Source organism: Corynebacterium mustelae (genome assembly GCF_001020985.1).
Taxonomy (GTDB): Bacteria; Actinomycetota; Actinomycetes; order Mycobacteriales; family Mycobacteriaceae; genus Corynebacterium; species Corynebacterium mustelae.
Window position 1 is genome coordinate 53,543 of sequence record NZ_CP011542.1, and the last position, 24,765, is coordinate 78,307.

25 protein-coding genes and 1 tRNA gene are annotated in these 24,765 nt (G+C 51.2%); 18 read left to right on the forward strand and 8 right to left on the reverse strand.

All coding sequences use genetic code 11. From position 1 onward, the window contains the following. Window positions 1-3: 3 nt before the first annotated feature. Window positions 4-870: a DUF3662 and FHA domain-containing protein gene (locus CMUST_RS00255; protein ID WP_047260836.1), complete on the reverse strand. Its 867-nt coding sequence runs from the start codon at window positions 868-870 to the stop codon at window positions 4-6. A 208-nt stretch (window positions 871-1,078) separates the two neighbouring features. Between CMUST_RS00255 and CMUST_RS00260 the strand changes: the two genes are divergently transcribed. Further along, window positions 1,079-1,162 (forward strand) — tRNA-Leu (locus CMUST_RS00260). A gap of 302 nt (window positions 1,163-1,464) precedes the next feature. Next, a complete protein-coding gene (locus CMUST_RS00265; RefSeq protein ID WP_047260837.1) occupies window positions 1,465-5,010 on the forward strand; it encodes an SIR2 family protein in 3,546 nt (1,181 codons plus the stop codon). Window positions 5,011-5,094: 84 nt separating this feature from the next. Here CMUST_RS00265 and CMUST_RS00270 read toward each other — a convergent pair whose 3' ends face one another. Beyond that, complete coding sequence (locus CMUST_RS00270; RefSeq protein WP_047260838.1) at window positions 5,095-6,285, reverse strand: MFS transporter; 1,191 nt, start codon at window positions 6,283-6,285, stop codon at window positions 5,095-5,097. 146 nt (window positions 6,286-6,431) lie between these two features. Between CMUST_RS00270 and CMUST_RS00275 the strand changes: the two genes are divergently transcribed. From CMUST_RS00275 to CMUST_RS16255, 4 genes are all read left to right on the forward strand, one after another. Next, entirely contained in the window at window positions 6,432-7,073 is a 642-nt protein-coding gene (locus CMUST_RS00275; protein ID WP_047260839.1) for a lipocalin family protein, read from the forward strand. Window positions 7,074-7,204: 131 nt separating this feature from the next. Beyond that, window positions 7,205-7,702, forward strand: a complete 498-nt coding sequence (locus CMUST_RS00280; protein WP_047260840.1) for a MarR family winged helix-turn-helix transcriptional regulator — start codon at window positions 7,205-7,207, stop codon at window positions 7,700-7,702. Further along, complete coding sequence (locus tag CMUST_RS00285; RefSeq protein WP_047260841.1) at window positions 7,689-8,432, forward strand: HEAT repeat domain-containing protein; 744 nt, start codon at window positions 7,689-7,691, stop codon at window positions 8,430-8,432. Before CMUST_RS00280 ends, CMUST_RS00285 begins: the two co-directional genes overlap by 14 nt. Window positions 8,433-8,539: 107 nt before the next feature. Next, window positions 8,540-8,863, forward strand: coding sequence for a CHY zinc finger protein (locus tag CMUST_RS16255; RefSeq protein WP_236690131.1), 324 nt, complete (start codon window positions 8,540-8,542; stop codon window positions 8,861-8,863). Here the strand turns inward: CMUST_RS16255 and CMUST_RS00290 are convergent. Together CMUST_RS00290 and CMUST_RS00295 are read right to left on the reverse strand one after the other, a co-directional pair. Further along, window positions 8,860-9,495: a response regulator gene (locus CMUST_RS00290; RefSeq protein WP_047260842.1), complete on the reverse strand. Its 636-nt coding sequence runs from the start codon at window positions 9,493-9,495 to the stop codon at window positions 8,860-8,862. The genes CMUST_RS16255 and CMUST_RS00290 overlap by 4 nt on opposite strands. Continuing rightward, entirely contained in the window at window positions 9,492-10,697 is a 1,206-nt protein-coding gene (locus CMUST_RS00295) for a sensor histidine kinase (protein WP_047260843.1), read from the reverse strand. Before CMUST_RS00295 ends, CMUST_RS00290 begins: the two co-directional genes overlap by 4 nt. Window positions 10,698-10,808: 111 nt before the next feature. On the opposite strand from CMUST_RS00295, the gene CMUST_RS00300 reads away from it, so the two are divergent. Together CMUST_RS00300 and CMUST_RS00305 are read left to right on the forward strand one after the other, a co-directional pair. Then, the gene (locus CMUST_RS00300) at window positions 10,809-11,666 is read left to right on the forward strand and encodes a CPBP family intramembrane glutamic endopeptidase (protein WP_047260844.1); all 858 of its coding nucleotides are present in this window, start codon (window positions 10,809-10,811) and stop codon (window positions 11,664-11,666) included. 166 nt (window positions 11,667-11,832) lie between these two features. Further along, entirely contained in the window at window positions 11,833-13,230 is a 1,398-nt protein-coding gene (locus CMUST_RS00305) for an MFS transporter (protein WP_083987373.1), read from the forward strand. Between the two features lie 459 nt (window positions 13,231-13,689). Here the strand turns inward: CMUST_RS00305 and CMUST_RS00310 are convergent, their stop codons facing one another. The 4 genes from CMUST_RS00310 to CMUST_RS00325 are packed head-to-tail and all read right to left on the reverse strand — an operon-like array spanning window position 13,690 to window position 16,412. Next, the gene (locus tag CMUST_RS00310; protein WP_047260845.1) at window positions 13,690-14,139 is read right to left on the reverse strand and encodes a hypothetical protein; all 450 of its coding nucleotides are present in this window, start codon (window positions 14,137-14,139) and stop codon (window positions 13,690-13,692) included. A 7-nt stretch (window positions 14,140-14,146) separates the two neighbouring features. Continuing rightward, on the reverse strand, window positions 14,147-14,596 hold the full coding sequence (locus tag CMUST_RS00315; RefSeq protein WP_047260846.1) for a hypothetical protein: 450 nt from the start codon (window positions 14,594-14,596) through the stop codon (window positions 14,147-14,149). Continuing rightward, on the reverse strand, window positions 14,593-15,012 hold the full coding sequence (locus CMUST_RS00320; protein ID WP_047260847.1) for a YbjN domain-containing protein: 420 nt from the start codon (window positions 15,010-15,012) through the stop codon (window positions 14,593-14,595). The genes CMUST_RS00315 and CMUST_RS00320 overlap by 4 nt, the downstream gene beginning before the upstream one ends. A gap of 2 nt (window positions 15,013-15,014) precedes the next feature. Then, window positions 15,015-16,412, reverse strand: a complete 1,398-nt coding sequence (locus CMUST_RS00325; protein ID WP_047260848.1) for a M20/M25/M40 family metallo-hydrolase — start codon at window positions 16,410-16,412, stop codon at window positions 15,015-15,017. 138 nt (window positions 16,413-16,550) lie between these two features. Here CMUST_RS00325 and bioB point away from each other — a divergent pair, with 138 nt between their 5' ends. From bioB to CMUST_RS00375, 10 genes are all read left to right on the forward strand, one after another. After that, window positions 16,551-17,546 carry a biotin synthase BioB gene (bioB, locus tag CMUST_RS00330; protein WP_047260849.1) on the forward strand — a complete coding sequence of 332 codons (996 nt, stop codon included), beginning with the start codon at window positions 16,551-16,553 and terminating at the stop codon, window positions 17,544-17,546. A gap of 23 nt (window positions 17,547-17,569) precedes the next feature. Beyond that, entirely contained in the window at window positions 17,570-17,815 is a 246-nt protein-coding gene (gene bsaP, locus CMUST_RS00335; RefSeq protein ID WP_047260850.1) for a biotin synthase auxiliary protein BsaP, read from the forward strand. Window positions 17,816-17,923: 108 nt separating this feature from the next. Continuing rightward, complete coding sequence (locus CMUST_RS00340; RefSeq protein WP_047260851.1) at window positions 17,924-18,625, forward strand: VIT1/CCC1 transporter family protein; 702 nt, start codon at window positions 17,924-17,926, stop codon at window positions 18,623-18,625. Window positions 18,626-18,755: 130 nt separating this feature from the next. Further along, complete coding sequence (locus CMUST_RS00345; protein ID WP_158408173.1) at window positions 18,756-19,022, forward strand: hypothetical protein; 267 nt, start codon at window positions 18,756-18,758, stop codon at window positions 19,020-19,022. 68 nt (window positions 19,023-19,090) lie between these two features. Then, a complete protein-coding gene (locus tag CMUST_RS00350; protein WP_047263228.1) occupies window positions 19,091-20,005 on the forward strand; it encodes a Sir2 family NAD-dependent protein deacetylase in 915 nt (304 codons plus the stop codon). Window positions 20,006-20,046: 41 nt separating this feature from the next. After that, window positions 20,047-20,703 (forward strand): YceI family protein, encoded by a 657-nt coding sequence (locus CMUST_RS00355; RefSeq protein ID WP_083987374.1) that lies wholly within the window; start codon window positions 20,047-20,049, stop codon window positions 20,701-20,703. 146 nt (window positions 20,704-20,849) lie between these two features. Beyond that, on the forward strand, window positions 20,850-21,884 hold the full coding sequence (locus tag CMUST_RS00360) for an iron-siderophore ABC transporter substrate-binding protein (RefSeq protein ID WP_047260854.1): 1,035 nt from the start codon (window positions 20,850-20,852) through the stop codon (window positions 21,882-21,884). An 85-nt stretch (window positions 21,885-21,969) separates the two neighbouring features. Continuing rightward, on the forward strand, window positions 21,970-22,905 hold the full coding sequence (locus CMUST_RS00365; RefSeq protein WP_083987659.1) for a FecCD family ABC transporter permease: 936 nt from the start codon (window positions 21,970-21,972) through the stop codon (window positions 22,903-22,905). After that, entirely contained in the window at window positions 22,902-23,948 is a 1,047-nt protein-coding gene (locus tag CMUST_RS00370) for a FecCD family ABC transporter permease (RefSeq protein WP_047260855.1), read from the forward strand. Before CMUST_RS00365 ends, CMUST_RS00370 begins: the two co-directional genes overlap by 4 nt. Next, on the forward strand, window positions 23,945-24,760 hold the full coding sequence (locus CMUST_RS00375; RefSeq protein WP_047260856.1) for an ABC transporter ATP-binding protein: 816 nt from the start codon (window positions 23,945-23,947) through the stop codon (window positions 24,758-24,760). The genes CMUST_RS00370 and CMUST_RS00375 overlap by 4 nt, the downstream gene beginning before the upstream one ends. Window positions 24,761-24,765 lie beyond the last annotated feature (5 nt).

Sequence of the window (24,765 nt, forward strand, 5' to 3'; positions counted from 1 at the left end):
CCTTTAATTGACGATGCGTACTTCAATATGGGAATGACCGACAGTAATCACATCACCGTCGGCAAGCAACCAGTTGTCAATCGGGGTGTCATTAACAGTCGTGCCGTTCGTTGACTGCAAATCCACCAAAATTGCGTCTTGGCCGTTCCAAATAATCTCCGCATGTTGCCGGGATACACCCGTATCTGGCAACCGGAAATCCACATCATTACCACGGCCAATAATATTGGATCCCTCGTTAACATAATACGTGCGGGAGGAACCATCCTGGAGCAACAAACTCACCGCAGTAGTCGCACGCGGCTGGCTCGGCGGTGGGGCCTGTGCTGTCATGTGTTCCGTAATCGGATTGTCGTAGCTCACATCAGGCTCGCTTTCACCTTCAAGGGATGGGGATTCAATGGAATTATAATCTTTCGACTGCTCATCATCGGCACTCGGCTGCGATTGTGCAGTATCGATACTTATAAAACCACTTTTTTGGGTACAAGTGTCAGTAATCAAACTTTCCGCCCGTAACTGCCCCGTCCGCAATGACTCATCACACTCGATCGTCACCACAACAAACCCCGGGGTCGTCCAGTTTTTATTTCGGATAAACCGGGACAGTTGGTCCGCGAAATCACTGCCCAAGTGGGGGTGTTCTGCGGAAAGCTTCTCAAAGTCCTTGGTGCTTACCCGCACCGAAAAAACATTAGGGGCTTCGGTGGTGCCTTCATAAGTGCGGACAAGATTATCCTCAGCTTCTTGTTTGAGAAGTTCCTCAATCTCAGCGGGGACAACATGACCACCGAAAACACGGGCAAAGCTATTGTCCAATCCACGTTGCATGGCGCTATCAAGCTTTGCGATCTTGCTCATGAAAGACATTCGTGCTTTGCCTCCTTATACGTAACTCTTAAGTAAATATTGACTAGTGATTCTCCCAGTATAGGGACAATGACCAACATGACCTATATTCACGCACCACAAAACAACACCAACAAGGAGAAAATTATTCAAGCTGAACTGGCAATTTGACGCAAATCCACGAGATTATGCTATGTTAATCAAGTCGCAACGCATATGCGTTCCACCTGCCCAGGTGGCGGAATTGGCAGACGCGCTGGCTTCAGGTGCCAGTGTCCGCAAGGACGTGGGGGTTCAAGTCCCCCCCTGGGCACAAAATAAATCCACAATCACCATAATTTCGGTGGTTGTGGATTTTGCTATGGATTAAAAATCAGCATCAATCAAATGAGCTTGATGTGACTAACGGTGCGGATCGATTAACCCTCAGAACTAACTCTTAACGAGGTTTTGGTAGTGCGCAAATGGAAAATCAATGTTGATTGCAGCTTCTAACAATCCGATCATTACAGTTCACACAATTCCAAAAAATATTCTTTCACATGGTATTTTCTAATAGCGAATATTCTTTTCTGGTGTTGGATGCCCCAAAATCATAGAAGCGAGAAAACTAATATGTGGATTACCGACGAAGTGGAATTACCCGATGCAGTTTTGGATGCACAGAATTCAGGAAAGCTTGTTTTCTTCGTCGGTGCAGGCGCTTCAATGGATGCGCCATCAAGTCTTCCGTCCTTTAAATTTTTAGCTGAAAAACTGGCAGGACTCGCAGAAGTTGAATTCGATAAACAGGAACATATTGACACCTTCCTAGGTTCCTTGCCTGGGCAGTTTGATACCCACCGGCATACTGCAAAGTTAATTAAAATCGATGGCTCTGAGCCAAACAGCACCCACAAAGCAATCGTGTCGCTGGCTGGTGTGAAAGGATCTCTCCGAGTTGTTACGACTAATTTTGACACCCACCTATCAAAAGCGGCCGATGATTTAGGGATAGATATACCGGAAGTGTGGCACGCACCAGCGATGCCTTTAGGCGATGATTTTGAGGGAATTGTCCATATTCATGGTTCTGTCGATGCACAAGCCAAAAATCTTGTCTTGACAGATTCGGATTTTGGACGTGCATATTTAACTAACGCATGGGCTACCAGGTTCTTGAACAGCATGTTTCATAATTTCACAGTGGTTTTTATCGGATATAGTCACGATGATCTTATTATGAAGTATTTGGCTTTGGGGCTGCCTAAAGGTACGTCACGTTTTGCTTTTACTGGATACAGCGCGGCTGATGAAAGAAAGAAAAACAAATCGAAGTGGAAAAGATTAGGGATTACCTCAATTGATTATCCAATAACGGAGAGCAAACATCACGCACTAGTGGAGGCCCTAGAAAAATGGGCAAAAAGTGTCCGTATGGGGCGAACCGAACATCGTGAACGCATTAGTGATGTGTTTAAGGGCGGTACAGGGAATCTAACTCCAGTGGATCAAGACTATTTGAAAAACCGTCTCAAACAGCAAGAAGGTGTTGAAGATTTTATTGAGGCCGCGTCATCACAAAATGAAGATTTGCATTTGCAATGGTTAACCTGGATGGAAGAGGATCCCGTTTTTCAAAATCTTTTTGAGGGGATTGAAGATCCTTCTGTTGGCCCTAAACTATGTGAATGGTTTTCTAATACCTATATCTCAAAAGAAAAATTAAACAGGGCGGCCCTTAGGACCGTGGCGAAATTAGGTCAAAAATTTTCCCCGAGTTTGTATTCAGAGATAAATGATGGAGTCACAAAACTTTATGAGCAAAACGCAGAAGATGCTCAAAGGTGGCAAGTCTTTCTAGCCTCATCCATTGAGGGAATTTCTGCTCCCACACCTATTCCTAGTCCATTGCTATGGAACACAGACGATAAACTTCTTCGAAGTTGGGCTATGTTGCGGGATCCGATCCGGCCCATGATGAAACTAGATCTGCCGATAGTGGAGTCAGAGGATAGATCAGAATTAACAATCCCCTATATGAAATTACGCTGGTGTCTAGGCACAGAGACATTGCGTAATTGTTTGGAATCCGTTGCTAAAAGTAGCGATCTAGATAGAAATCAGATCGGTTCCCTCCTTGAAAGCATTTTAGAAATAGCATATTTTCTGCAAGCCTCTTATAGTGGGACAGACTTTGACTATCTTGGCTACTTCCGATTTGCGATCGAGCCGCACCCTCAAGATTCTTTGAATGGAGAAATTGACGTTGTAGTTGATGCACTTAGAGATTTCGGAGAGAAAGCAGATTCTGAGATACCTACTTTAATTAAGCGATGGTGGGGTTTCGGTCAACCGTTATTTCAGCGGATAGCAATTCATCTTCTTAACCATGCGGATGAAATGTCCCCCGATGAGAAACTTCAATGGTTATTAGATAGAAACTTGTTGTACCAAAGTGAAACGAAGCATGAAGTGTATGGTGTTCTAAAGTCTGTCGTGCCTAATGCGACGGAAAAGTTACGCACGCAGCTTCTTGATGCCGCTGTCGCGGGGATTGAGATTGATGAGAGTACTTCGATTGATAATCACGAAAAGATGAAGTACAACTTGCTCAATTGGCTCGTACGAAAATGTGATGAGAGCTGGGATCAGGCGAAAAAAGCTTTAGAAAAACTCCAGGGAGAAAATTCAGATTTTGAACCTGGGGAATGTTTGGATCTAAATCATTATTGGATTATCGAAGGCTGGCAGAACGAAAATAATGCGCTTCCTGATACCGAATTATTTATAAGTCAACTCAAGAGAGATGTACCGGGCGCAATCAACACCCTTTTTGATCTAAAGGCACAATTACTCCCTTCTCGTTTCTCGTTCGTAGCAGACAATTATGTGCAAAAAGCTGTCAAAGAAGATCCAGAATTAGGGATAAAGATTTGGGATTTTCTAGACAAAGAATTACCGGAAGAAAGGAGTGCTGACGCTACCTATTTCAAGATGAAAATCATTCGTGCCTGGTCAAATGCTTCGTTATCGGAATCGTTTGACAACGTATTTTCTCGTATAAGATCAGTTCAAAAAGATGTCGATTTTATCGAAGCGATCAGTAGTTTCTTGCACGAACAGGTTGATCATCTAGAGAATTCTAATGTAGAAAAGCTGCGTTGGCTTGCATTTGAAATTTGGGAAAATCATACGTCATCGGTTTCACATTATGATCCGGCAACGATTTCTGAAACTGACCACGTTTTTTGGGCCAGTGAAATTGTTCGCTATTGGGAAAAAGAAGTCAGCCGTCGATGGCAACACAACCAGGAAAACTGGGAAGGGTTCGACGATGAGGAGAAAAGAGCGTTTAACGATTTTCTTGAAATTGATGGGCCGTTAAGAAAGTCGACGATTTCAGAATTGGCTAGTTCGTTGTATTTTTTATTTGCTGCGGATCCAGAATATGTCAAAAGTAATTTAATACCACTATTTTCAAATGGTGTCGATTCCCTTTATTGCTGGGAAAACTATCTTTATCATCCGAGGTGCTCAAATAAACTCTTAGAAGAAGGTTTTTTTGGGGCTGTTAAGCATCGTTGGGAATATCTTAAAGAAATATCTTCGGAGGAACTTCAAAGACAATTCTTGCGCTTAACGGTGTTAATAGCGATGTATTCCGGAATTTCCGATGAGGAGCGTCGTGATTTGTTGGGTCAGGGAATTGTGCAATATGAAGGAGAATTTGCTCCTAAAATAGCTGAAACAGTTTTGGAATTTTGCAGGGAAAAACCCGAAAATATTTCTGAGATGTGGGAGTCGTGGTTGAGGGAATGGGTTGGATCACGGATTGATGGTATCCCGCGTGAAGCTTCTCCAGAAGAATTAGCTCGTTGGATGGACATTGTGCCATTCCTTGGAAAATATGCACAAGAAGGAATCGATTTAATTGAAACGAACGAAATTGGTTTTGAAGATGGAATGCTAATTGATAACGACTTGAAGAACCTTCAAGATGAGCTACTTTTCGATTATCTTAGAATTAGAATCGATAAATCATTCTTTCTTAATTCAAGGATTAAATATATTGTTGGTATGAAGATTGAGGAATTAAAAAAGATAGATCAAGACAAAGCTCACGAGTTAGAAAAGTTGGTTGGGGAAAAACCTATTCAAAAGTCGCCTGGCTGGCCTTAATTGATTTTGTGAGGGAAATGGAAAGCTTTCTGACGCTGTCAAAATCTACTTCGCATGTCTGGTGGAAGTGTCTTTTGTGGTTTCTCAAAATCCATCCCCACGCCGAGCAACGCTCACCCACACCCCTGCGGCGCAGCCGAGAATCAGGCTTAAGCAAATGATGGTTGGTTGCAGTCCGAATGTTTGTATGCCCCAGCCTGCGGCTAGCGCAAAGATCACTTTGGCTGATCCGGCGACGGAGTTGCGGATTAATGCGAATTGTCCGATTTGATTATCTTTGGGTGCTTGGTTGGTAAGAACCTGCATGCACACGATGTGGCTGGTGAGTATGAGGGACAGGATGAATACAAGTGGGGTGGCACTGTAAATCGAATCGGTGAAGGTTAGTGCTAGGAAAAGGGTGCTGCTGAGTGCCAGCGCGGTGTTTAATGCGAACCGGCTAGTTTTTGTGGTGGTTGATAGGAGTATCCCGCCGATAATCCCACCGATCATTGATGAGACGGACAGTGCTGAATATGCGGTGGCTGTGCCGGGTGCCACGGCGACTGCAAGTGGCACGAGAAGCGTCGATAAGGCGACCATTGCGCCGCTGCTGGGGATGGAGAACAGCAGGATCGTACGTAGGGGCCGTGAGCGAAAAACTGACGTTGGTGGGGTAGTTGCACTGATTGTTCTTGGTGTTGTTTCGGCTGGGCCAACTGATTGTGGTGGGTGGTTTCCAATTAGTGTGGCAATGCCGAAGCTTAGTCCGTATAGGGTCGCGGCCAGCGCGAATGCAAAGGTTGCGGAGATCAGGTCTAGTGCCACGCCAGCTAGCCCAGCGCCGATTGCGCCGCCGATCATTGCGGCGGTGGTTGCGCGGCTCATAATGAGAGCACCTTGTTCGGGTGGAAATTGTTGGCGAATTGTGCGACCAATATATGCTTTATTAAACATTTTGACCAGGCTTAATACCGCGAAAAATACGAAGAATATTGTCAGTAAAACCTTGGGATTTGTCAGTAGATAATTCGCCACGGCGAGAATTATGGCGGCGGTGAAAATTGCAAGTGTCGTAAGCGATAGCAATTTGGGTGCATTGCCGGAGTCGGCGCGGTTGCGCAATATAATGCCGCCGATGACGCCGGGGAGATAGACCATTGCGTTTAGTGCGCCAACGATGAATGCTGATTGGGTTAAATCGTAGGCCACCCAGGATACGGCGATTGCTTGCAGGAATTCGGCAAGCGCCGAGAGAAGAAAGAACCCAGGTATGAGGTGTGGTGATCGTCCCAATCGTATTGCCCTTTCTTGAGTGTGCTACCCACCAACCTACCGCAGCTTTGTTTGTGCACTTTTTGCTTGTCGACGCCCCACAAGCGCGGTAAAAACAATACACTTGAGGTAGTTTTTGTTTTCGATTGTGATCGAGGTTGTGCGTTATGCGAAAAGTAGTTTCTCTTATTGCCGCAGCGGTGGTGTCCATTGGGGTGCTAGCGCCAGTGGCACAGGCAGATGATATTTTCAATGGTGGTCGTTCCAGCGGTGGTTCCTCGCAATTGATCCCACCTGGTATCACGGGTTCCGAACTGCCGGAGATTGATGGTTCGGTAGATCTGAAAAAGTATGTGGGCAAGTGGTATCAGGTTGCAGCGGTTCCGCAGCCATATACGCTTCAGTGCGCGAACAATACTACTGCCGAGTACGGACTAGTCAACGATACGACCATTTCGGTGCGTAATTCGTGTGGTACTCCGCTAGGTCAGCAGTCATATATTGATGGTTCGGCAACTGTACGCTCGAAGGCGTCGCTTCGGGTGAATTTCCCAGGCGTGCCATTCCAGAAGGAAGATGGCCCAACGAACTATCGGGTGACGTATCTAGCCGATGACTACTCGTTGGCGATTGTTGGCTCACCGAATCGCTCGGCTGGTTTCGTGTTGTCCCGCACGCCGCAGTTGTCTCAAGAGCAGTGGAAGATGGTGCGTTCCACCGTTGAATCGCGTGGTTGGTGGTCCTGTGCATTCTGGACTGTTCCAATGGCTGGCGGTCGTGGTGACGCCGTACCGGTGTGCAGCTTGTAAATAAAAAACACGTTAGCGGTGCTTATAGATTGCGATTGTGCTTTCTGTAGCACCGTTGTTTTTATGTGCCAGAGTTTGTGGAATAACGCAGCCATAGAATTTTAATTAGGCGCCTAGTAATATGGTGGCTAATGAATGAGTTTTTTGATGCAAAACAAGAATTAATGCTGGCCCAGCTCGGAGACACTGAATCCGTGCGGTTGGTCATGGCAGTTTTAGCGACTGCGCGGAAGATTGACGCTATGTGCGCGCACGTTCTTGGCGACTACGGGCTTAGTGAAGGGCGAATGGCGGTTCTACTGGCATGTCATTCAGAAGCGGAAGTAACGCCTCGACAATTGGCGCAGCGTATTGGTGTTACAACAGCAACAGTCACTGGGCTGTTAGATCGGTTGCAGCGAGACGGGCTGATTATTAGGAAGCCACATTCTGCTGATAGGCGTGCGGTGATCGTCCGAAACACTGAAGCGGGAACCCAGTTGGTGAAAAAACTTCTGCCACGTTATTCCACCTGGTTAACGGGAGTGGCAGCCGGAATATCTGATGAGGATATTGACATAACGGTGCGGGTGCTTGGTGCTATACACGCGAATCTTCAGGTAGGGGTGAGACCCGATGGCTCGGCTTAGTGCGGATAATCATCTAAAAAGTCTCAATGAAGGTACGGCGCAATCGCGGACCCTTTCGGATGCTGTAGCGATTGATCAGGCCGAATTGCTTGCACATGTTCTGCCCGAAATGGCGCAGAAACGGGTGGCGGAGATAGCTGCCGTGAATAGCGCTGGGATTCTGAAACGGATGCGGGCGATCGGACAGTTGCTTGTCGAGCACTCTAGTGGGGAAACACTAAAGTTTCTCGCAGCTCATACTTCAGATACGGTGCGAGGGTGGGCATGTTTCATGCTGGCAGAACAGTCGCAGAGCGATAACCAAAAGCTATTGGAAAAGATTAAACCGTTCGCTGATGATCCGCACTTTGCGGTACGAGAATGGGCATGGCTTGCCGTTCGACCAAACTTGGTGGCCGATCTCGATAGAAGCATTGCGCTTCTGACCACCTGGACGGGGGACGAATCTAAGAATGTGCGGCGGTTTGCCAGTGAGGCGCTTCGGCCACGTGGCGTATGGTCAGCTCATATCCTGGAACTGAAGACTCACCCAGAACGTGGCGAACCACTGTTGTATCCCTTGCGCGCGGATTCGTCGCGTTATGTGCAGGATTCAGTAGCCAATTGGATTAATGATGCTGCGAAATCGAATCCGCAGTGGGCGTTGGATTTGTGTGATGCCTGGCGAGCTGAATCAAAAACGGCAGCAACGGAACGCATTATTTCCCGTGGTTTACGTTCCATTACCTGACAATCGTGAAAATATAACTGTGTGGGACTGCCTGTCTACGTGTTGGAGAAATAGAAGGGCTTGTAGCTCCTGGACGTTTCCCTAACCCCGCCGATACAGTGGTGGTTGTGTGTGCAAAGACTATTCAGGGCATTGGGGTAGATGCCTGTGGCAGGTGCGTGCATTATCACAGCGATGTGGACGTGGTTGGCAATAAATGCGCTGAGTGTGGCATGTTTTGGGCGTGCTACACCTGCCATGAATTAATGGCGGATCACCCGTTTGGCCGGATGCCGCTTGATCAGCCAGCAGTGCTGTGCGGGGTATGCGGCCTGGTCATGGATTACGTGCAATACAGTGCGGTGGCGCAGTGCCCACGCTGTCAGCACGCCTTTAATCCTGGGTGTTCGATGCATCGTCACTTATATTTCATGGTTGAGCAGAATTATTAGGGCAATTGTCCGAAGGAACGTGCCAGTCTCAAGGCTAAAATGGTGCGGTCCCGCGCTGAGAGTTTCCGTAGCAGTGCCGATACGTGGTTTTTCACCGTTCCCTCCGCTAAGCAGAGAGACGCTGCGATTTCGGCGTTGTTTTTGCCCTCGGCGACCAGGCGAGCCACGGCGCGTTCAGCGCGGGTAAGCGTGGTAATCTGCCGGGTTTTCTCCGGTGGGGTTGCCGGGGTGTGGGCGAAGCGGGCGATGCGGGGGTCGAGCACCATGCCGCCGGATACGGCGGCATCGAGTGCGGCGGCGAGTTGTTCGGGGGAGACGTCCTTGAGCAGGTAACCGCTTGCCCCGGCGTCGATAAGCGATCGCACCAGCGATGCGTCGTCAAACGTTGTCAGTACCAGCACCGGCAGCCCGGGGTGCGTTGTGGCGCATTGCTTTACGACGGCTAACCCGTCGACGTTCGGCATGACAGCATCGGTAACAACCACGTCGGGCGAGTGGGTATCCACCAGGTCGGAGACGATGCTGCCGTCGGTGGTGGTGGCCACGACGTCATAACCGGGCATGGTTTCAAAAATCAGGGACAGTCCCCGAAGCAGCATCGGGTGGTCGTCGATAAGTATGAGACGGGTCATGGTGTCTCCTTGGGTACCCGAAGTGATAAAACGAAGCCATTATCACCGGTCACGTCGACAGTGCCGCTAAGCTCTAGGGCACGTTCGGTCAGTGAACGGATGCCGAAACCGGGGACAATATCGGCGCAGCCTATCCCATCGTCGCTGATGGAAAAGTCAACCATCGTGCCATCACAGCGCAGATCAATATGGACATGGTGGGCGTGGGCGTGCCGGGAAATATTCGTCAGTGCTTCTTGGGTGGCCGCCAGAAGCAACGCCTCCACCTCGGGGGTAAGCGTGTCGACGGAATCAGAAACGGTGACAGTGACATCCAAACCAGTGTTAGAAAACGCCGTTCCCAAGGTAGTTAACGCCTCGACAAAGCTTTCCGATTCCAATTGCACCGGGTGAAGGGCGCGCACAACCACCCGCATATCATCAAGCGCCTCGGTCACAGTAGTCCGGGCGAACTGTAATTCCTCCCTCGCGCGTTTCGGGTCAGACGCCATCATGCGATCAGCGAAGTCCAAACTCAAATTAACCGTGGTTAGCCGGTGCCCCAACCCGTCGTGCAACGCGGCAGCGATGCGGCCCCGCTCCCGCGACAACGTCAAATCCCTGGAAGTCCGCAGCAATTCCCGCAATTGGGCATTGCTTTCTTGCAGCTTAGCCAAGGTGTGTTTGCGATCAACATAATAGAAGGCGGATTTTTTAGCCAGCATGGCCAATTGCAATCCCACCCCTAAGATGATTGCGCAGTTTAAGACTTCTGCCCCAAAACGTGGACCCGGTGTTCCCGCATAGAGATGAATAAGGAAAACTGCGATGAGGAAAAGACCGGAATAGATCACTCCGGCCCGAAACGACACACTGACCACTATGACGAAAACCGACAAGCACACCACAATCAGCGTGTAGATAAACGCACCCATGATCGAGACGAGAATGCTTAAACCAACGAAAACACAAGCTGGTAACCGCACGTCACTGCCGGTTTTCACTCGGCGCACCCACCACAACCATGTGATAGTAAACAGCGTCATTGCACACAGCTGTGCCCACACTATTGGTGAACGCGCAAAGGAGACCGTGGTCAGATAGATGATGATGCACAGCGCAAACAAATAATAGAGAAACGGCAACCCCACGGCAGCGATGGCATGTGGCGGCACCGATCGGGTATCAATATCCGTATCGTGTGCGCTGAGCAAGCTAACCATGACTATCAATCTTAATAAGCACCACCCATGACTTGGGTCATGATTTTTCGGAACCAAAGTCATGACCGTAAGCACTACCTGTGCAGCTAGGCGGCAATTAGCGTGATATACATGAACACTTCATCCTCGCCACGCATTCCCATTAATTCCTGGGGGCTGACCGTGCGGGCGGTCATTGCCTTTGTCATCCTCTTGGCGGCAAACTTTATTCGGACACCATTTCATGTCCTGTTTGACGTGCAGGGTGAGGCACAAACGCCAACAGAATACGTTATTAAATCAGCGATATTTTGCGTCACTCCAGTGGTGGTTGTTTTTCTCGTCTGGCTCTGGTTGAGGTACATCGAACGGCAATCGTGGGCGATCACCACATTTCATTTTCGGCTAAAACCCGCCCTCAGCGGGGCATTCGGCGGGCTTATCGTGGTGGCCATTCCCGTCGTTATAGCGTGGCTAATTCTCAGTCTGATAGAAACACCCGCCGAGATTTCGCAACTACAAGGAGCGACGGAGAACCCAGTAACGACGACAATGATGATTGCCCAAGTGGTTTTCATCTTCGTTCGAGCGGTTATCCTGCAAGGGTTTCCGGAAGAATTGCTATACCGGGGCTGGCTATTTGGGCTCACCGCGAAGAACCGCCCGATATTCACCCTCATCTGGACCACACTTGCCTTTACCGTCATTCACCTGGTGTCATCTGGCGGCCAGCAAAGTTGGACCGAGCGCCTGTTATATCTGGTCATGCCGCTGGGAATGGGGCTGATAGCCGGTGCGGTACGGTTGTGGAAAGATTCCGGCTGGTGGTCGATGGGAACACACGGTGGTTTCCATGTGCTCAACCCACTAATAATGTTCATCAACCCAGTCGGGGTAGGTGCGTCCGGATGGATAGCAATGGGGCTTGCCCAAGCAATCATGGCCGGAATAATAATCTTGCTCTGGCAACAAAAACATGCTGCTGCTTAAAGATGCTTGGGTTATATGCCTGCTAACACGCACACGCAGACAAAAACATGGGCATGGGGATACTGCAGTAGGCTAGGAACGCATTTTTAATAATGTGTTACACATTCGCAGCCAAACGCGAAATAGTTTTTGCCAAGGTAATGAAGATGCAGAAAGATAAACCCCTATGACCCAACTACAAACCCGCCGAGAGGACACTCGGGTGGCGGCAGCCACCATCATTGGAACCGCCATTGAATGGTACGATTTCTTCCTCTACGCTGCCGCAGCTGGCCTGGTGTTTAACAAAACATTCTTCGCCACCGGCGACGGTGCAGTTGCAACCATCTTGTCATTCCTCACCGTAGGCCTATCCTTCTTGTTCCGCCCACTCGGCGCGTTCCTCGCAGGGCATTTCGGCGACCGCATCGGGCGTCGAAAAGTTCTCATGATCACTTTGGTCGGCATGGGGGTTGCCACCACCTTGATCGGACTGTTGCCCACCTACGCAACAATCGGCATCGCCGCGCCACTCATCCTGATCGCACTGCGCATCGTGCAGGGAATCTCCGCTGGCGGCGAATGGGGCGGTGCAGTACTCATGGCGGTCGAACACGCACCGGCTGGGCGACGCGGCTTATTTGGCGCATTCCCGCAGATTGGCGTGCCCATCGGCCTGCTCATGTCCTCCGGCATGATGGCGTTGATGACCACCATCGCGCCGGGTGAGGCATTCTTGGAATGGGGGTGGCGCGTTCCATTCCTATTCAGTTTTGTACTCATCTTCATCGGCCACTACATCCGGCATGGCGTGGCCGAATCCCCAGTCTTTGCCGAAATCGCAGAGCGCAAGGAAGTAACCAAAAATCCGCTTGGGAAAATGCTGCGCTACAACTTCGTGGTGGTTTTCCTCGCCGCCCTAGTATTTGCCGGTAACGGCGCATCCGGCTACATGACCACCGGTGGTTTCATCCAAAACTTTGCGACGAACCCCGACGGTCCCATCGGTCTAGAACGCGGTCCGGTTCTTCTTGCGGTCACCGGTTCCGCCGCAACCTGGCTGCTGTTTACCTTACTTGCCGGAATAATCTCCGACCGCATTGGTCGCCGCGCCACCTATATCGTCGGCTATATCGCACAAATTATTGGCATTTGGTTGCTCTTCCCGCTGGTTTCCACCGGTGACATCTGGTTGCTTTTCGCCGCCTTGGCCATCCTCACCGTCGGTCTGGGCTTCACCTACGGCCAGCAATCTGCGTTCTACACCGAACTGTTCCCCGCGTCGGTCCGGTTCTCCGGCGTATCCGTCACCTACGCACTCGGCGCGATTCTGGGTGGCGCATTCTCCCCAATGATTGCCGCCTACCTGATTAAACAGACCGGCTCCACCGACGCCGTCACCTACTACCTCACAGCTATGGCGTTACTCGGCATGATCGCGGTCCTGTGCTTTAACAACCGCGACAACATTCCACTGGGTCCGAACCATGAAGCCGAGCAGAAAGTAAGCCCATTGCGTTTTACATCGTCACCGGTGTCCTCTGTGACGGAACAAGCCCCAGTAGCAGAAGTCACAGTCCGATAAGGGCCTGTCACTGGCCGCCACAATGAGGTGGGAGATTACTCTGCAAAGGTCTTTTCCCAGCTAAAACCTCTTGTGCGGGAACAAAAATTGCTTCTATACTTTGGGTAGGCGCTTACACCATTTGGTGTAAACCAACCCAGCCGCAGCCCCGAGATTCCTTTTAAGAATCTTGGGGTTGACGTGATTTTTCACCGAGGTGGCGGGGAATTTCGAGGCAGTGATCATCCGTATGTATCCGCAATTCTTGGATGTACGGCTGGAAAGCACTGTTCTACTGAAGCTATGCACAGTTGATACATATAGATTTTCGCGGTAGGCTTTGAGTTAGAGAAGGCAAGGACAAGGTCCCTTGTCATTGCGATAGAGAGATCTTCAGGACATGCGCGTCTGGAGGTCTTTTCTTTTTATTTTCAGTGATTTGAGGGACCCCATTAGGAATGAATGAAGCGCCAGCCTTATCTAACACCCGCACGCCCCATCCGTGCACGGCCTAGTTTTCCACGCCCAGATCACGGTGATGCATAGTGCTGCAAGTGACGCGGTGGCGAGATAGGGCTGGATGGGTTGCCACACGCCAAGCGCCCCGGAGGTGCCGAGGATGAGGAGCACAATTTTGTTGCAGACGGGGCAGGCGATGGCGAAAAGTGCGCCGGTTATACCCAGCGCTATTGGTGTTTGCTGCTTGTTGACGCCCCGTTTCGGCAGTCCTGCCCATGCGGCGGTAAGAACTGCTGTGGCTATAAGGACGGGAAGCTCCCACGGGCGCACGGGTACGTCGCGGCCGAATATGGGATTGGGGATGATGTCGGTAGGAAGCCCCAAGATGATAAAGGTGGCGGCTGCCCATATGAGGGCACGAACGAGGTTGAAGTGGGGTGTTTGGGTTCCCACATGTGTGCTGGTTTCCATGCGTGTTTTAGGGTTCCTCCCAGTTGAAGGCTGTTGTCATTATTTCTACTCGTTTGGTGAGGTCGGCGATAATGCGCCCGGTGAGTGCCGTGAGTTGTTCATCGGTGATTCCCACCCGTGCGGGAATGGTGTGGTTGACTGCAGCAAATGCCCCGTCCTCATTGTCAGCGAAATCGAGGCTGTAGTTTCCCAGAAGATTGCTGGGTTGGTTGTGGGTATCGACCCAGGCGAAAACCTCGTCGAGGTTTTTAAAGTCGTGATAGTCGTCGGGTAATTCCCAGTACAGGTGTTGAATGACGAAACAGTATTGCAGCAGTTCATTGCGCAGTTCGACGGTGAGTTCGTGTCCATTGAGGAAGGCGTAAAGGATAGGGTAGTCCGCTAACTGTTCGGAATCTACACCGTTTGCGGCGAGTGCCGCCGAGACGCGTTCAAGGGTGATGGGGGTTGGGTTCATGATTGTTCTCGAATATAGTTGGGGAATTTCTTTTCCAGTGTTTGCTGAATTTCTAGGCAGCACTGGAAGACGTAGAGCAGCATGTCGGAGATTTGTTCGTCGGTGAACTCTATGTCGATTGGCCAGTCATATGTGGTGTACACGGAGATTTCATCAGGTCTGGTCACATCGGTGAAGCATCCAGAAAGCCACCCGTCATAGTTGAGGGTGTGTACTCTGCGCCGCAGTTTTGCTTTCTTCTTCGGTTTCAGTCCAATCCAGGTCCACTGGCTTTTAAACCGCAGTAGCTTCGACTCATGGTCGATGGTGATAAAAAGGCTGGCGGTTTCGGCGGGGAGCTTTAAAGTATCAGGGCCGTGGGTTACGTGGTCGGTGTCCTCGGCTTCGAGTATTTTCTTTAGACGCTCAAGATTCATGGCTAATTCTCCTCCATGTGGCAGGGATTGGTTGCGCGCAAGAAAGTGGCGGTGACGTGCGCGTATCCCTGGATGGTCAGTGCTAGGTCTTCGAGGTGGAGGTGTTCGTCGTGGGAGTGTAACTGGCCGTGAGCGTGGCCGAGGCTTCGGCCTACAGCGTGGACGGCAAAACCATAGCCGACTCCGCCAAGTTGCCTGGCAAACCGCAGGTCGGAGCCACCGGCGGCCACCATGGGAAGCACCTGGGCCTGCGGGAAGAACGAGAGCAATGTGTTTTCCAGGCAGCGATAGAGCGGAGTGTCGGTGGGGGATAAGGTAGCGTCTTCACAGATCAGGCGCTCGACCTCAACTTTATCCGCGAGGTCGCCTAGGGCGTCGAAAAGCACGGCGTCAACGTCGTCTTGGCTGTGGCCGGGCAGTGGGCGGATATCCATTTCCAGCCATGCGTGGGAGGGGAGGACGTTGATGGCTTGGCCTGCGCGCAGCACTGTTTGGGCGATGGTCAGGTGTGACACGGCATCGCTGTAGGCGGCGAGTTCACCCAGTGTGCGGTAGCTTTCCTCATTGCCTGCTTTCAGTGCTTTAGTGGTGGCGTCATCGAAACGGAACGCGTCGACAAAGCCTTGCCAGATTTCTGAGTCAGTGACCTTTGGCTTGGCCAACGCTATTCGACGCGCGACCTCCGCGATGGTCACGATTGCGGATTCTTTGGCGTAAGGGACTGAGCCGTGGCCGGGGTCGCCGTGGACGTGGATGCGGCGCTGCGCGGCGCCTTTCTCGCCAACATAAACGATGAGCGAATCGGAGCCGTCCTGACCTAGGATGTGGGAACCGCCGGTTTCGGACAGGCAGTTTTTCCAGCTAAACGCATCCGGGTGGTGTTCTTTCAGCCACTTCGCGCCCAGTCCGCCGCGTGCTTCTTCGTCGGCAAGTGCGACGAAGTGCAGGGTGCCCGCATTCGTTTTATTGCGCGCAACTTCCCGGGTGATGGCGGCCATCGTGGCGGTGATAAACAGCATGTCAACGGTGCCGCGGCCGTAGATGATGTCGTCTTCGATCAGAGCCTCAAAGGGTGGTTTGGTCCATTTTGCTTCGTCGACGGGAACCACGTCGATGTGCCCGAGGAATGTCAGGGGTTCGGCCTCGGGGTCGGTGCCTTCGACCGTGACCACCAGCGAGGTGCGGCCCGGTTCGGGTTCGTAGCGAGTGATGGTGACTTCGTCGGCGACGTCGGCAAAGAATGCTTTCAGAGTATTAGCGTTGCGGACTTCCTGGCCGGAGCCGGGGGTGTAGTCGTTGACGCAGGCATTACGCACGAGCTGTTGGAGCAGCTTGAGGGTGTCGCGGTAGAGCGCTGTGTGGGCAAAGCTAGCGAAAGGGATGATCGTTGGCGCGTGCATGGTGTCTACTTTATTGGAAAAATTTTCAAAATTTTGCGCAAATTCGCCACCTGCTAAACGATGTTCAGCTACACTTCTTGAACGGCGCTCAAGTTTTATGGTTCTCGTGACCCGCCATTCAGCCCAAAGGAGACACCCATGACTGATATTCTCGACCTAGCCCGCACTAAGGTATTAGAGCAAGGAATTGGTTTAGCCAAGGACGAAGTGCTTCAAGTGTTGGAACTAGAAGAATCTCGTATCCCAGAACTCCTGGAGCTGGCACACCAAGTTCGCCTTAAGTGGTGCGGCGAAGAAGTAGAAGTTGAAGGCATTATTTCGCTGAAAACCGGCGGCTGCCCCGAGGACTGTCACTTCTGCTCCCAATCTGGACTATTTGAATCCCCAGTGCGCTCCGCTTGGCTGGACATTGCAGGACTGGTGGAAGCGGCAAAACAGACCCAAAAATCCGGTGCTACTGAATTCTGTATCGTCGCTGCCGTTAAAGGTCCCGATGAGCGTTTGATGGGTCAATTGGAACAAGCAGTTGCAGCCATCAAAGCCGAGGTCGATATCGAAGTTGCCGCCTCTGTTGGCATCCTCACCCAAGAACAAGTCGATCGTCTCAAGGCCGCAGGCGTGCATCGCTACAACCACAACCTCGAAACCGCCCGATCCTTCTTCCCGAATGTGGTAACCACCCACTCCTGGGAATCGCGCCGGGAAACTTTGCGTATGGTTGCCGAAGCCGGAATGGAAGTATGCTCTGGCGGTATTCTTGGTATGGGTGAAACCCTGGAACAGCGTGCCGAATTTGCCTGCGACCTTGCGGAGTTAAATCCAACGGAAGTTCCTATGAACTTCCTCGACCCGCGTCCAGGTACCCCTTTTGCTGATAAAGAGGTTATGGAAACCTCTGATGCATTGCGGGCAATTGGTGCGTTCCGCTTGGCTTTGCCTAAAACTATCCTTCGGTTCGCTGGTGGCCGCGAACTCACCCTTGGTGATCTAGGAACCGAACAAGGTTTGCTTGGCGGTATTAACGCGGTAATTGTCGGTAATTACTTGACGACGCTGGGCCGCCCAATGGAAGAAGACCTAGATATGCTTGGCAAACTCCAAATTCCGCTCAAGGTGCTCAACGCCAGCGTATAAGTGATAAGCGACGGAACCCTCTTATGTCTCAAGAACTTCTCGAAGCCTTGCTCGCCGGTGACGCACCGGTGTTCCACCCTAATACCGGCCAGGAAGTCGCCAGTGGGGAAGAGATCATCCTCTCTCCCTCTGCGAGCGCCGGCCTGGAAGCGCCCCGCTTTTGTCAGCTGTGCGGGCGACGCATGGTGGTTCAGGTGCGTCCCGACGGGTGGGATGCCCGCTGCTCACGACATGGCGAGGTTGATTCCGTGTATTTAGGGCGCCGATAACTATCATTACCTGCCGATATGGCAAGCCTTTGTTTGCTTTTCAGCACCCATTACATAGTGCTTAGATGGGTATCTAAGCACTATTTTTATTCGGTGAGGCGGAAAAATATGACTGGTGGTGCTCGATTTCACCCAAACGAGGCGCATATCGATTCTGCGGGTAAGCTCAACTGGCTTCGTGCTGGTGTGCTCGGGGCTAACGACGGCATCGTATCTGTCTCATGCATTCTATTAGGCATCATCGCCGCTGGTGGGCAGCGCCAAGAAATCATGCTTGTGGCTATTGCTGCCATTGTCTCTGGTGCGGTATCTATGGCGCTGGGTGAATACGTCTCGGTATCTGCTCAGCGGGATTCAGAGCGATTTTTCATAGCGAAAGAAACCGAAGAACTTAAGACCATGCCGGAAGAAGAGCATGAAGAATTAGTGGCGATTCTGTGCGGCTATGGTATTGCTGCCGAAACTGCGCATGCGGCCGCACGCCAGATTCACGCAGCTAACCCGCTTCATGCACATTTGCGGCTGGAGTTAGGGATTGATCCAGAAGAACTCACTAACCCGTGGGCGGCGGCACTTTCTTCCGCTATTTCCTTTATCGTTGGTGCACTTCTACCTAGCATCGCCGCTTTGGTTTTCGGTGCTGGGATAGTTGCAGTGGTCACGCTTATGACGTTGGCGCTCACGGGTTTTATCTCTGCAAAACTATCCGGTACATCAACGTCGCGCGCGATGCTGCGTTTGGTGATTGGTGGCGCTTTAGGGCTCACAATCACCTATGGTGCCGGGGTGCTGTTTGGTATTTCTGGTTAGTAAGTGTAGGCATTGCACACGACGAAGCTGAGGGTATTTGAGTAGGCTGGGCACAAAGAGCTCGTTAGCTAGTGTAGAAGTGCTAACAAATTCGGGGATTCTTAAGGTCGTGCGGTGGGAGGTGGCTGCGATGGCAGGCCGAACTAGGCCAGCTCAGTTTTTCCTGTGTATTTCGCTTGCAGTTTCCTTTTTCGCATTTTTGGTTCCGGTTCTTTTTACTGAGCTTTTTCCGGGCACCGTTGCAGGTTTCGTTGTGGTTACCCTTCCGCTCGGTTTGATTGCAACAGCCTTGGGCTATTGGGCCCGCAGCATTAATGCCATGTGGTTTGGTCTGGTGGCGGGGCTTTCACCGGTCTTTTTTGGATGGCTATATTTTATTTTGGGCGTTAGCCAATAAGATTTATTGATGTGACATATTTTCCTGAGTCTCCACTGGCTGATCAGTTTATCGATCCGATCCATAAGATGGCGCACGAATCCGCATTACGATCAATTGGTCGTGTGGTTACGGAAACGGTAACTCCGACTCCGCCGGGGCAGGCATTGCCTGCTATCGTTCACCAGCTACGTTCCGGCGGCGTATTGGTGCTTACTGGTGCGGGTGTGTCAACAGACTCGGGTATTCCAGACTATCGGGGTGCGCAGGGGTCCTTAAAGCGTCACCGACCAATGACGTATCAGGAATTTCGGTTTGATCCTCAGGCATTAAAACGGTATTGGGCGCGGTCATTTATTGGGTGGCGCTATATCGATCGTGCGCAACCTAACGCGGTGCATGGCTATATCGCGGAATGGGAACGCGCGGGTCAGGTTGTGGGGGTTGTTACTCAAAATGTCGATGGCTTGCACCAGTTAGCCGGTAGCAGGAACATCCTTCCATTGCACGGAGATTTGGCCACTGTGATATGCCTTGATTGTGGGCAACGGGAGGATCGCCATGCATTCGATGCCCGTATGGCTGAGATTAATGCTGGATTCCTAGAATCCATCACCATTGATCCAACGGCTATTAATCCAGATGGGGATGTTGCGCTCGCGGCAGAAGATGTTGAGCGCTTTCACTGCGCCCCGTGTGCCAATTGTGGCTCAACGGTGATGAAACCAGATGTGGTGTATTTCGGTGAATCGGTGCCTAGGCAGCGAAAAGAGCGGCTCCAGGATTTGCTTGTCGACGCCTCCTCGGTGCTCGTTTTGGGTTCGTCATTGGCGGTGATGAGCGGCATGCGGATTGTTATCGATGCAAAGAAACAGGGAAAACCAGTCAGTATTGTTAACGCCGGGCCAAGCAGGGCCGATAACCGAATGGATATTGTTTGGCGTAGCCTATTAAGGCCAGCATGTGAAAAGATTTCCGAAGCGTTGGTGGGACGGCGACCGTAGGGCGTCGACAAGCAAAAACTGTAAGTCAAGGAAAGGTTTAAATGTATAGGCGGCGGATGGGGCTCGTAGCTGTAGCTGTCACCGGGATGGCTCTGACAGTAGCCATTATTGGCCCAAAAATCTACACGGATCGCATGACCGTGCCTCTGCCGTCATCACCCATTACTACCGTTGAATCCCAACCATTGCCTGCAGACGTTAACGGTGAATGGGTTGTAAGTACCGGTTCTTTCGCTGGTTATCGGGTCCGGGACATACCTGATAACCCAACTGGCGATTTTTTTAGGCGGACACAGCAGGTAATTGGGACGGTCACCGTAGCCGAGGACATCATGGCTAACGCCGCGGTTGAGGTTGATGTCGCGAGCATAACCACCGGTTCTGAGCATCAGGACGGCCATTTTCGAGAAAAAGCAATCGATACCAAGCTATATCCCACGGCCACGTTTGTAGCTACAATGCCGGTCGATGTGTCCGAAGGTGCTGGCTCTATTGAGGTTCCTGGGGAACTCACCATCGCTGAACATACGCATCCAGTCACCGCAATGGCGAATGTAGTCCACGGTGGTAGCGGTTTGGTGGTTTCGGGCACGATGTCCGTTCAGTGGTCCGACTACGGAATTGCGCCACCACAATTGGGGGCGGCAGGCCCGGAATCGATAGTTGACATTGAGTTTTTCCTGAATCTCAGCAAATAAATACGGGAAATGTGGGGAATAACACAAGGGGTGGTGGGGTTAAACACATGCAATGGTATTGATCTTAAGTTAGTCTAGGATGGCCTAAAAAATCATTCTAATTATCTACAACTTTAGGAGGGAATGTGCGTCCCTACAGTACCACCATGTTTCGCGCCGCAGCAGCTTTAGCTGCGGCATTAAGCTTGTCGCTGGCAGGTTGTGCGGACTCCGGCTCGCCGCAACCACAAAGTTCCGCTGCAAAGTCTGCTGTGAATGCGGATTTTGCCCCAGTAACCATCAGCCATGCATTCGGCGAAACTGTGATTGAAACCAAACCGGAGCGGGTAGCCACAGTGGCGTGGGGCAACCATGAAGTGCCCTTGGCGCTTGGGGTAGTGCCGGTTGGTATGTCCAAAGCAACCTGGGGTGATGACGATAACAATGGTGTATTGCCGTGGGTGGAAGAAAAATTACAAGAGCTTGGTGCTGAAACTCCTGTGCTTTTCGACGAGACTGACGCCATACCATTCGAAGAAATTGAGGCAACCGAACCCGATGTCATTTTGGCTTCGTATTCGGGGATTACGGAAGAGGATTACAAGCAACTCAGTAAAATCGCACCCACTGTAGCTTATCCAGAGCTGCCCTGGACGACTTCACTTGACGATATGATTTCCATGAACGCGGAAGCCCTGGGGCTAGCACCACAGGCAACCGAGCTGTCAACAGATTTGGATAAACAGGTCGCCGATGCGTTGGCTGCCCATCCAAAACTAGCGGATAAAAATGTGCTATTTACCTCGTTTGGTTCTCAAGGTGACTTTTCTAAAGTAGGGTTCTATTCCACTGGCGATCCCCGCGCTGGATTCTTGAAAGACGCAGGTTTGGGAGTGCCTAAGATCGTGGAAGAAAAGTCCAAAGACGCTGATAAATTCTGGATTGAGGTATCAGCAGAAAACCCCGAATTATTCGAAGATGTAGACTTGCTTATTTCTTATGGCAGCAACGATCCAGCCGAAAACGAAGCAACGTTAAAGAAGCTCCAAGAGGACCCTCTTCTTGGAAAGATTCCGGCGATCGCAAATGGTCATGTTGCCTTCTTAGGTGAAGGCCCGTTAGCATCTTCCGCTAATCCATCCCCATTAGGCATCCCATGGGGAGTAAACAAGTACTTCGATACCCTTGAAGCCGCGCTCTAGCCAGATCGGTGATCTGCCAGATACGCGCCACATAGTTACCAAACTCACCTGGTTGATTGTTCTGTCCGGTGGTCTGGCCCTGGCTATGGCCGCGTCGGTAGCGTTTGGTGTCCGTGACGTAGATTTCGGCGATATTGTTCGTGCACTTGGTGGGAGCAGTGCCACCGCTAGTGAAGCGGCGGTCTCGGTACGTATTCCTCGAACAGTACTTGCTGCGCTGATTGGTGGCGGTCTTGCGGTGTCAGGAGTTACAATGCAGGCCGTTACCAGAAACCCGCTGGCAGATCCCGGTATTTTCGGGGTTTTGGCCGGTGCGGCTTTCTTCGTCTCCTGTGGCATCGCGTTTTTTGATTTATCAGGGCAGCTTCCCACCATCGTGGTAGCAATAACTGGCTCAGCAGTAGCGGCAGTATTTGTCTATAGCGTTGGCTCTATCGGCTATGGCGGGGCCACACCGTTGAAGCTCGCTTTGGCTGGCGCAGCAACAACTGCCGCACTGTCGGCTATGGTCAGTGCAGTATTGCTACCGCGAAGCGATGTCATGGATCAATTTCGCTTCTGGCAGATAGGCAGCGTGGGCGGCGCGAATTGGACAGACATAGCGATTGCCATGCCAGTGTTCGTCGTTGGTGTTTTTATTTGCCTTGGTTGTGCAACCCAAATGAACTCACTTGCCTTAGGCGACGATATTGCCGCAGCACTGGGTCTTCATGTTGTTCGAGCGCGATTACTTGCGTCGTTAGGCGCTGTGATTGTGTGTGGGGTTGCCACCGCACTTGCCGGGCCGATTGGTTTTGTAGGGCTGATTGTTCCCCATCTGTGCCGACTCCTGGTGGGAACAGATCACCGGTGGTTGCTGCCGTATTCTGCGCTTTGTGGTGCAGTTCTATTAGTCCTGGCGGACACACTTGGGCGAGTAATTGCAAAACCAAGTGAGATTTCGGTAGGTATTCTTCTGCCGCTAATGGGAGCACCATTGTTCATCTGGATTGTGCGGCGATACAAGATGCAGGGATCATGACAAAAACAGATTTCATCAGTGAATTAACGTTTGCCCGTAACCGCCGCCGAATGCAGTTTATTCGAACATTCGGCCTGCTTTTCGCTGTAGTTGTCCTAGGGTTTTTCCTATACCTCATGCTAGGAACCCGAAACTTCAGTTTGATGCAGGTGATTGGTGTCATTTTAGGTGAGCATGTCCCAGGTGCGAATTACGCGGTGGGCGAATTACGGTTGCCGCGAGCCAGTTTAGCCATAGCGGTGGGTTTTAGCTTTGGAGTAGCTGGGTACAGCTTTCAGTCGCTATTGCGCAATCAGCTAGCCTCACCAGACATTATTGGCATCTCCTCCGGCGCAAGTGCTGCGGGGGTGACCGCAATTGTTCTTTTAGGTTGGGGACAAACAGCAGTATCGATTGCAGCATTAGTGGGTGCGCTGGTCACTGCATTAGGCATCTATTTTTTATCCGCCACCGCCGCTGGTGGTTTTGCCGGAACCCGACTTATCCTCATCGGCATTGGAATTTCTGCGATGTTGATGAGTGTCGTTTCTTTCGTCCTTTCGCAAGCTGCGGTGTGGGATTTGGCTACTGCCACGCGCTGGTTGAGCGGTTCGCTCAATGGTGCAACCTGGGAACGGACGCTACCAGTAGTTATTAGCTGTGCTGTTATGCTTCCATTTCTGGCTGTTCAATCACATCGGCTGTATTTGCTACGGCTTGGCGACGATTCAGCCTCCGCCCTGGGTATTTCAGTGGCAGCAACTCGCTTGAAAGTAGTAATCGCAGCGGTCTTTTTGGTTGCCATCGCCACCGCAAGCGCAGGACCCGTTTCGTTCGTTGCGTTTATGTCTGGGCCAATAGCGATGCGAATCAGTCGACCTGGCCCAGCAACCTTGGTGGTGGCTGGCTTGGTCGGGGCTATTTTGGTGCTATTTTCGGATTTTATCGGCCAGCACCTATTGGGAGTTCGGTATCCGGTGGGAGTAATCACCGGAATTTTGGGAGCGCCATTTCTGGTGTACCTACTTATCGCGCAATCTGGAGCTAAAGGATCAACGGTATGACCTTCGCAACAACCGACTACAATCTCCGGGAGCTAGCTGCCGACAACCTGATCTTGGATTATGGTGGCGCCACCATAATCGACGGGTTATCAGTTACCATCCCGCCTGGAAAAATAACATCTATCATTGGGCCGAACGGTTGCGGCAAATCCACGCTACTTCGCGCGCTTTCGCGGCTTTTAGCTCCAACATCAGGGCAGGTTACGCTAGACACCCGGCGGCTGGAGGAATATCCACGTAAACAGTTAGCGCAATTACTGGGGTTGATGCCTCAGTCACCAGTAGTTCCAGAAGGTATCATCGTCAGCGATTTAGTTGGGCGAGGGCGGTACCCGTACCAGGGGTTGCTGGGTAAATGGGACAAACGCGACTACGAGGTCGTTGTTGATGCATTAACCATGACCCAGACGAAAGATTTAGCCCACCGTCCAGTCGATGAATTATCCGGGGGGCAGCGGCAACGAGTATGGGTAGCGATGGCCCTAGCCCAAGAAACCGATATTTTGCTTCTCGACGAACCCACCACCTATCTTGATGTGGCTAATCAGCTAGAGATTCTAGACCTGTTGGTTGATCTCAACTCGCGAAGCAAAACCACCATCGTTATGGTGCTACACGACATGAACCTAGCGGCTCGATACTCCGACCACCTGATAGCTATGAAATCGGGTGCAATCATTGCTTCTGGTTCGCCAAAAACAGTCATAACCACCAAGACCATGCATGAGGTCTTTGGTATCGATTGTGTGGTTATTGACGATCCAATTTCACACACCCCGTTAGTTACTCCCAAAAGCCGACATCACCATTAAGGCAG